This window comes from Actinoalloteichus spitiensis RMV-1378, from assembly GCF_000239155.1.
Lineage (GTDB): Bacteria > Actinomycetota > Actinomycetes > Mycobacteriales > Pseudonocardiaceae > Actinoalloteichus_B > Actinoalloteichus_B spitiensis.
On record NZ_AGVX02000504.1, the window covers coordinates 1 to 7,968 of the forward strand.

The 7,968-nt window shown below is 71.2% G+C and carries 7 protein-coding genes; 3 read left to right on the top strand and 4 right to left on the bottom strand.

Annotated features, from left to right (window positions below):
• A partial coding sequence (locus ACTIDRAF_RS0220390; RefSeq protein WP_016700570.1) for a TetR/AcrR family transcriptional regulator occupies positions 1–555 on the bottom strand: 555 nt, incomplete at its 3' end.
• Positions 556–643: 88 nt separating this feature from the next.
• On the opposite strand from ACTIDRAF_RS0220390, the gene ACTIDRAF_RS0220395 reads away from it, so the two are divergent.
• Positions 644–1,495: an alpha/beta fold hydrolase gene (locus tag ACTIDRAF_RS0220395; RefSeq protein ID WP_016700571.1), complete on the top strand. Its 852-nt coding sequence runs from the start codon at positions 644–646 to the stop codon at positions 1,493–1,495.
• Between the two features lie 52 nt (positions 1,496–1,547).
• On the opposite strand, the gene ACTIDRAF_RS0220400 is transcribed toward ACTIDRAF_RS0220395, so the two are convergent.
• Together ACTIDRAF_RS0220400 and ACTIDRAF_RS0220405 are read right to left on the bottom strand one after the other, a co-directional pair.
• The gene (locus ACTIDRAF_RS0220400) at positions 1,548–2,039 is read right to left on the bottom strand and encodes a MarR family winged helix-turn-helix transcriptional regulator (protein ID WP_016700572.1); all 492 of its coding nucleotides are present in this window, start codon (positions 2,037–2,039) and stop codon (positions 1,548–1,550) included.
• A 166-nt stretch (positions 2,040–2,205) separates the two neighbouring features.
• On the bottom strand, positions 2,206–3,081 hold the full coding sequence (locus tag ACTIDRAF_RS0220405) for a pyridoxamine 5'-phosphate oxidase family protein (protein WP_016700573.1): 876 nt from the start codon (positions 3,079–3,081) through the stop codon (positions 2,206–2,208).
• Positions 3,082–3,322: 241 nt separating this feature from the next.
• Here ACTIDRAF_RS0220405 and ACTIDRAF_RS0220410 point away from each other — a divergent pair, with 241 nt between their 5' ends.
• Positions 3,323–4,495 carry an FAD-binding oxidoreductase gene (locus ACTIDRAF_RS0220410; RefSeq protein ID WP_081715572.1) on the top strand — a complete coding sequence of 391 codons (1,173 nt, stop codon included), beginning with the start codon at positions 3,323–3,325 and terminating at the stop codon, positions 4,493–4,495.
• Positions 4,496–4,682: 187 nt separating this feature from the next.
• Here the strand turns inward: ACTIDRAF_RS0220410 and ACTIDRAF_RS0220415 are convergent, their stop codons facing one another.
• On the bottom strand, positions 4,683–5,822 hold the full coding sequence (locus ACTIDRAF_RS0220415) for a polysaccharide pyruvyl transferase family protein (RefSeq protein ID WP_016700575.1): 1,140 nt from the start codon (positions 5,820–5,822) through the stop codon (positions 4,683–4,685).
• Positions 5,823–6,014: 192 nt separating this feature from the next.
• Here ACTIDRAF_RS0220415 and ACTIDRAF_RS0220420 point away from each other — a divergent pair, with 192 nt between their 5' ends.
• Positions 6,015–7,859, top strand: coding sequence for an acyl-CoA dehydrogenase (locus tag ACTIDRAF_RS0220420; protein WP_016700577.1), 1,845 nt, complete (start codon positions 6,015–6,017; stop codon positions 7,857–7,859).
• The last annotated feature ends 109 nt before the right edge of the window (positions 7,860–7,968 follow it).

Consider the following 7,968-nt stretch of genomic DNA (forward strand, 5'->3'; position numbering starts at 1 on the left):
GCCCCGGGCGGCCTCGGCCGCCGTTCGCGCGGAACCCCGGACGTGGTGGAAGAGGGCGCTGACGGCTCCCCGCAGCACCCGGCCGGGCAGTCCGGTGGCGAGGAGGAGCCCAGCGAGGGCCTCGAGGACAGCCTGCTCGTGCGGCCCGAGGACCGGGCGGGCGTGCGAGACCTGGAGGACCCACGGGTGGCGGAGGTAGAGGTCGCGCAGCTCGACCGCCCACGCCACGACGCCAGACCGCCAGTCCGCCGCCTCCTCGCACGCGCGGGAGAAGTCGGCGTGCGCCTGGTCGTACATCAGGTCCAGCAGCTCGGCCTTCCCCGGAACGTACGTGTAGAGCGCCATCGCGGACCGCCCGAGCCGCTCCCCGACGGCCCGCATCGACAGCCCCGACACACCCTCCTCGTCCGCGAGGCCGATCGCCGCCTCGAGGATCGCCGCCACGGTGAGGCTCTGCCTGGGCCCGGGTGCGGGCCGCGCCGGCCCGCCGCCGTCCTCCGCCCACAACAGCCGCATCGTCACGTCCGGTTCGCCACGACCCCCGAAGACCGCCACCACATCTCCTTACGTCGTAATGTATTGTCGCCCCCACATCACCGTACGCCGTAAAGGGTTTCGGCCCGGCAGCAGGGAGCGCCACACCATGACGCACGTGACCATGCACGACGGCAGCCGCCTCGACCTGGAGATCACCGGCGGCGGCCCCACCGTGCTGCTCCCGGTGAACCCGACCCCGGTCACCGGGGAGCGGGCCGAGGAGATGCGGAGGTGGGGCGCCGAGCCCGCGCTGGGACGCCAGCTGGTCGACGGGCTCAGCGACGCCTTCCGCGTCGTGGCCTTCGACTACGAGGGCCATGTCCTGAGCCGGCCCAAACCCACCTCGCTGACCCCGCGCAACATCGCGGCCGACATCCTCGCCGTCGCCGACGCGGTCGGCGCGGAGCGCTTCGCCTACTACGGCTACTCCTGGCTCGCCCTGGCCGGGCTCCAGCTCGCGATCAGGACCGACCGGCTCTCCGCGCTCGTCATGGGCGGCTTCCCCGCGCTGAACGGCCCCTACGCCGAGATGCTCGAGGTCACCGCCGCCGCCCACCGGCGCGCCGGGGCGGGTGGTGCCGGCGGCGGGCACCAGCAGGCCCCCGACGAGGGCGAAGCGAACTGGGAGTCGGTCGAGATCTCCGCCCCGCCGGAGCGGACACGCCAGTTCGTCACCCTGTACGAGGCCCTGGCGGGCTTCGACGACCGGGCGGCGTCGACGTCGGTGCGCTGCCCCCGGCTCTGCTTCGCCGGCACCGCCGACACCATCGTCTACCCGGAGTCCTGGGGCGGCGTGACGGTGGACATCGCGGGCAGGCTCGCCGGAGGCCGCGCCGCGCTGGAGGAGGCCGGCTGGGACGTGGCGCTGCTCGACGGGCTCGACCACCTGGGCGCGATGCTCCCCGACGCCGTGCTCCCCGTGGTGCGGCCGTGGCTGCGAACGGCGCTCGCCGGCTGAGGGGTGCGGTGGCGACAGGGTGCCGGCCCTGCCCCACCCCGAGCGGATCCGCTCAGAAGGCCTCGTTCAGCCGGTTGAGCAGGCGCGCCAACTCGGTGAGGTCCGAGGTCGGCCACTCGGCGAGCTGTTCGTCCAGCCGCTGGCGCCGACGCTCCCGCACCTCCCGCAGCCGCCTCGCCCCCAGGTCGGTGAGCTGGACGCGACGCGCACGGCCGTCGACGGGATCCGGCACCCGTTCGACGAGCCGCAGTTCCACCAGCTTGCTCAACTGCCGGCTGATGGTGGACTTGTCGAGGTTGAGCAGGTCGACGACGTCGGTCCCCCGGACGGGGCCGCGTTCGGCGATCATCGACAGGGTCCCGTAGGCGGCCGGCTCCAACTCGACGTGGATCTGCGACGCGAGCCTGGCCGCGCTCTGCTTGGCTCGGCGGAAGAGGATGGTCAGCTCGCGCTCGACACTGTCCGCCGCCGCCCCGCGGGGGTCGGCGTTCGTCTCCGGCCGGCCGGGCCGCTCCGGCCCGTCCACGGCCGTCGAGCCGTGCATGCGTGTCGGGTTCACCCTGGTCCCCCTCGCTCCTACCCCCTCAAGTCTGACAGACCCGGGACCAGGATGTCCGAATCGACCGAGCCGGCCGGGGAGCGCCGCTCACGGTCGTGGCCCCCGCCACTCGGCGGGGGCGGGAGAACCCGTCCGGCGACGGGGCGGTGCCTCACCCCGGGGCGGGCTCCGAGTGCCGGTCCGGAACGGGTCGCCAGGGCCGGTCGTCCCCCTTGGCCTCGAAGTAGTCGCCACCCTTGCGCCGCGCGTCGTCGGTACCCCAGGATCGGTCCCGTGGCACCGGCATCATCCGCGGGATGTGCTTGCGGCAGTGGACATAGGCCTCCTCGACCCGGACGACGACCCACCGTTCGGGCGTCCTGCCACGGTTGTCGTCCTCGGGCAGGTCGGGGTGCCTGGCCCGCAGCTCGGCGTCCTCGACCACGCTGGCGCGACCGTTGACATGCAGCCCGATGAGGTCCTGGACCATGTCCAGCATCAGGATCCCCACGTGCGGGTTCTCCTCGATGTTGCCGAGGCTGGCCATGACGCCGTTGCCCCGGTACTCGGGGTAGGCGACGTGGTACGGGTCGAGCACCCGGATGAAGCCCGGCGGGCCCGACCGCAGCGAGGCGTCGCACTCCCCAGCCCCGTCGGCGGTGGCCACGAAGGCCATCTCCATCCGACCGACGAACCGCGTCATCTCGTCGTTGAGCCGGTCGAGCATCTGCTCCTGGTAGAAGCGCCGCGCGCGCCGCTCGGTGCCGTACCGCTCCTGGAGCAGGTGTTCGCCTCGGGAACCGGGCAGGGGGTGCCCGGTGGCGGACTCCGGCGGGGCGGCCGGGGCGGGAGCGGGCGGCGCTGCCGCCGGAACCACGGGGAAGGCGTGTCGCACCGTGAGTTCGGGATCGGACGGGACCGGTGCCACCACCGTCGCCTCGGTTCCCGGTACGTCCCCCCAGCCGCCCGGCCCTACCCCGGTCGGAGGAGCGTCGACGAGCTCAAGTTCGTGCAGATCGGGGTCCGCGGTACCCGTTGGCACCAGCATCTCGCGAATCACGGGCCCCACAGTGTCACGAAGACCTCTGAAGTTCCACGATCTACCCCCTACCTTCGCCCAACCGTCGCAGGCATTATGTACTCGCAGTTACATGCCGACACTCGAAGGTGGCATCAAGGACTCAGGCAACCAGAGAACGAGTTACTGTCCCCCTTGTTGGGGATCCTGACAAGGAACGGCGCGTCACGCCCGGCGCGCCGAACGACGTGGAGAAGACTGCGCCCGGACTATGACAGCGAACGCCGTGCTTAGCCCCGTGCCTCCCTCGCGACCGGAATCTGCCTCGGGGGTCAGCGCCACCGTGCGCCTGATCCGGGAAAGCTACGCGGCCGTCGAGCCGTACGCCGACGACGTGGCGAGGTTCTTCTACGGGATGCTCTTCAGCCTCGCGCCCAAGACCCGTGAGCTGTTTCCCGCCAACATGGAGGTGCAGCGGAGCAGGCTGCTCCGCGCCCTGGTGCACACGGTGCAGATGATCGACCGGCCGGACGACCTCGTGCCGTTCCTCCGCCAGCTGGGCCGCGACCACCGCAAGTTCGGGGTGATCGCCAGCCACTACGAGGCGACCGGCACCGCGTTGCTGGCGGCGATCAAGCGGTACGCCGGTCCGGTGTGGACCGACGAGGTGGAGCTCGCGTGGGCCGAGGCCTACACGATGATGGCCACCACCATGCACAACGCGGCCGAGGCCGACGAGAACCCGGCCTGGTGGAACGCCAGGGTCGTGGAGCACCAGCGGTTGAGCTGGGACCTCGCCGTGGTCCGGGTGCAGCCGCACCAGCCGGTCCCCTACCGCGCCGGTCAGTACGTCAGCGTCGAGGTCCCCCAACGGCCCCGGCTGTGGAGGTACCTGACCCCGGCCAACGCGCCCAGCGAGGACGGGACCCTCGAGTTCCACATCAGGTCGGTCCACGGCGGTTGGGTCAGCCGTTCCGTCGTCGGGCACACCCAGGTGGGTGACACCTGGCGGGTCGGTCCTCCGATGGGCCGGATGGGCGTCGACCGGGAGAACGGTCGCGACGTCCTGATGATCGCCGGTGGGACCGGACTCGCCCCCATGCGCGCGATGCTGGACGAGCTGGCCCAGTACGGCACGAACCCCCGGGTGCACCTCTTCCTCGGTGGCCGGACCATCGAGGACCTCTACGAGCTGGACAACCTGCGATACCTCGCGATGAGCAACCCCTGGCTCACCGTGGTGCCCGTCGTGGAGTCCGGGCCCGCCAGGCAGGGCACCGAACACGGCACCCTCGCCGAGGTGGTGACCCGCTACGGGGCCTGGTCGGAGCGTGACGTGATGGTCTGCGGCTCCCCCGCCATGATCCGGGCCACCGTCTCCCGGATGCTGGTGGCCGGGACACCCTTGGACCGCATCCGGTACGACCCCTTCACCCTGGACTGACCCGGGAAGGCCGGGGGGCCGGCCCTCCCGCGCCGATCTCGGGCCTCCCGGCGTCCGCTCCCGCGGGGTCGGGGAGGGCGGCGCACCGGCCCCGGCACCCCGCCGCCGTGCGCGCCGACGCCCGGTGCTCCTGGTGCCACCCGCCCTCCCCGGCCCGGCGACCCGGTCCCGGCGCTGCCGGGGAGGATCAGCGCCGGTACGGGTAGATCCGGTCGGCGACCCGGCGCTTCGCGGCCCGGTACTCGGCGAGCGACTCGGGGCTGTACCCGCCGTGCACCGGCCGGGTCGGGATCTCCTCGAGGTTCTCGACCAGCGTCCAGCCACTGCCCAGGTCGGTGAGCGACCGGTGCTTGGTGGCGTAGTAGTCGGGGTTGACGCTCACGGCGACGCCGTTCGCTCCCACGGCCGCCCCGACCAGGTGGGGGTGGAACCGGGTCGACAACCAGGTCTGCCCGGCGGCGGCGGGCATGCCGTGGTCGAGCACCTCCGCCAACGGGTACATCCGCACCCCGGGGAACTCGGACTCGACCAGCGCGAAGACGTCGCGGTCCACCCGGGGGATGCACTCCACGAAGCCGAGCCGGTCCGGCGGGACGTCCCAGGCGCGCAGGGTGTCGGTGACGAACGCGGCGAGCGCGGGAACGCTGACCCTGAGCAGGTCGGACTGGACGCAGACCATGAACTCGCGCAGTTCGTCGGCCCGGTAGAGGTGGGGACCGAGGTCGAAGAACAGGTCGTCGCAGGTGTGGCTGACCGCGCCCGCCTTCTCGAGCAGCCGGGCGGAGGGCGCGTCGCGGACGTCGACCACGTCGAACCGGTTGGCCAGCTCGCGGATCAGCGTCTCCCCGTGTTCGGGGGCCGGCCACAGGCCGACGCCCGTCATCGCGGTGCGGGCACCGGACCGGCGCGCCACGGAGACCATCCCGGCGAGCAGTCCGACGTGGCGCGGCCACACACCGTTGACGTAGCCGCCGCCGATGATGTGCAGGACGTCCGCCCGGTGCGCCAGCTGGATGCCCGCGGCCCAGCGGGGAGCCATGCCCGGATCGTTGACGGCGCGTTGGGCGAACTCGTTCACCTGCCACGGCTCCTCGCCGGGAGCCTCCCAGCACAACCGCCAGAGGGTGTCGGTGAACCGAGCCCTCGGGTGCAGGTGGCCGAGGAGCACCTGGGCCGGCCCTGGGCTGGGGCAGTCGAGCCAGACATCGGCGTCCGGAGCGACCTGCCGGAGGTGTCGCAGCCAGGTAGCGGCGATCATCTCGTCGCCGTAGTTCGGGAACCCGGTAGTCCCGATGAGGTAGTAGAGGGCTCTGTCGCTCTCACTCATTGCGTCGAATCTCCCGTTGGACACCTGAACAGGTGAGTAAAAGTGTGCCCGACCGGGTTAGTACCCCGAGGGTTGCCAGCCAGTCGTGATCGACTCGACGCTTGCCCGTGTTACCGGCGGGTAATACGCTGTTGTTACCGACGGGTAGGAGTGCCTGCCCGACCAGCACCGCCTGAGACCGGGAGCAAGGGCATGGGTCACTACAAGAGCAACGTCCGGGATCTGGAGTTCAACCTCTTCGAGGTGTTCGGGGTGCAGCGGCTGCTGGGCACCGGCCCCTTCGCCGAGGCGGACGAGGAGACCAGCCGTGGCGTCCTCGAGGAACTGAACAACCTCGCCGTCGGCCCGCTGGCCGACTCGTTCGCCGTGGGGGACCGGGAGGGCACCACCTTCGACCCGGCCACCCACTCCGTGACCCTCCCCGAGGAGTTCAAACGCTCCTTCCGGGCGCTCTGGGACGGCGAGTGGTACCGGCTGAGCCTGCCCAACGAGATGGGCGGCTACGGCATCCCCCCCTCGGTCCAGTGGGCCGCCAGTGAACTCATCCTGGGCGCGAACCCGGCCGTGTACATGTACATGGCGGGCCCCAACTTCGCGAGCATCCTCTGGGAGAACGGGACCGAGGAACAGCGCCGCTGGGCACAACTGATGCTGGACCGGGGCTGGGGCGCCACGATGGTGCTCACCGAGCCCGACGCCGGCTCCGACGTCGGCGCCGGTCGCACCCGCGCCATCCGGCAGGAGGACGGCTCCTGGCACCTGGACGGCGTGAAGCGCTTCATCACCTCCGGCGACCAGGACATGACCGAGAACATCATGCACCTGGTCCTCGCCCGCCCCGAGGGCCCGGGCGTCGAGGCGAAGCCCGGCACGAAGGGCCTCAGCCTCTTCCTGGTGCCGAAGTTCCTCTTCGACCCCGAGACCGGTGAGCCCGGCGAGCGCAACGGGGCCTTCGTCAGCGGCGTCGAGCACAAGCTCGGCCTCAACGTCTCGGCGACCTGCGAACTCTCCCTCGGCCAGCACGGTGTGCCCGCCAAGGGTTGGCTGCTCGGCGAGGTCCACGACGGCATCGCCCAGATGTTCCAGGTCATCGAGTACGCCAGGATGATGGTGGGCACGAAGGCCATCGCGACCCTCTCCACCGGCTACCTGAACGCGCTCGAGTACGCCAAGGAGCGGATCCAGGGCGCCGACCTCACCCAGATGACGGACAAGACCGCCCCCCGGGTACCCATCACGCGGCACCCGGACGTGCGGCGCATCCTCATGCTCCAGAAGGCCTACACCGAGGGCCTGCGGGCGGTGTACCTGTACACCGCCCACTTCCAGGACCAGATCGCCCACGGTCACGCCACCGGGGAGGACGTCTCGCTGGCGGCCCGCGTCAACGACCTGCTGCTCCCGATCGTCAAGGGTGTCGGGTCGGAGCGGGCGTTCGAGATGCTGACGCTCTCCCTCCAGACGCTCGGCGGGTCCGGCTACCTCAACGACTACCCGATCGAGCAGTACCTGCGGGACGCCAAGATCGACAGCCTCTACGAGGGCACCACCGCGATCCAGTCGATGGACTTCTTCTTCCGGAAGATCATCAGGGACAAGGGCCAGGCGCTCGCCCACGTCGCGACCGAGGTGCAGAACTTCCTCAACGCCGAGAGCGGGAACGGCCGGCTCAAGGAGGAGCGGGCGCTGCTCGCGCAGGCCATGGAGGACTTCCAGGGCATGCTCGGCTCCATGGTCGGGTTCCTGACCTCCTCGCAGGAGGACCAGCGCAACCTCTACAAGGTCGGGCAGAACAACGTTCGGCTCCTGCTGAGCGCCGGCGACCTGCTGATCGGTTGGCTGCTGCTGCGGCAGGCCGAGGTCGCGTCGACGGCGTTGGACGGCGACGTCACGCCCCGGGACCGCGCCTTCTACGAGGGGAAGCTGGCCGTCGCCTCCTTCTTCGCCAAGAACGTCCTCCCCGAGCTGTCCGCGCGGCGCCAGATCCTGTCCGCCACCGACAACGCGCTGATGGACGTCCCCGAGGAGGCGTTCTGATCCGCTGAACCTCGGCTCCCGCCGGGGCACCACTCCCCAGGACAGCGGCCCACCCGGCTCCCGACCTCCGCCGGGTGGGCCGCCCTTCTCCGCACCCCGGCCGTCGCCC

Coding starts and splice junctions, on each gene's coding strand:
- ACTIDRAF_RS0220400 (WP_016700572.1), bottom strand. CDS start 2,039: ATGCACGGCTCGACGGCCGTGGACGGGCCGGAGCGGCCCGGCCGGCCG.
- ACTIDRAF_RS0220415 (WP_016700575.1), bottom strand. CDS start 5,822: ATGAGTGAGAGCGACAGAGCCCTCTACTACCTCATCGGGACTACCGGG.
- ACTIDRAF_RS0220405 (WP_016700573.1), bottom strand. CDS start 3,081: ATGCTGGTGCCAACGGGTACCGCGGACCCCGATCTGCACGAACTTGAG.
- ACTIDRAF_RS0220420 (WP_016700577.1), top strand. CDS start 6,015: ATGGGTCACTACAAGAGCAACGTCCGGGATCTGGAGTTCAACCTCTTC.
- ACTIDRAF_RS0220395 (WP_016700571.1), top strand. CDS start 644: ATGACGCACGTGACCATGCACGACGGCAGCCGCCTCGACCTGGAGATC.
- ACTIDRAF_RS0220410 (WP_081715572.1), top strand. CDS start 3,323: ATGACAGCGAACGCCGTGCTTAGCCCCGTGCCTCCCTCGCGACCGGAA.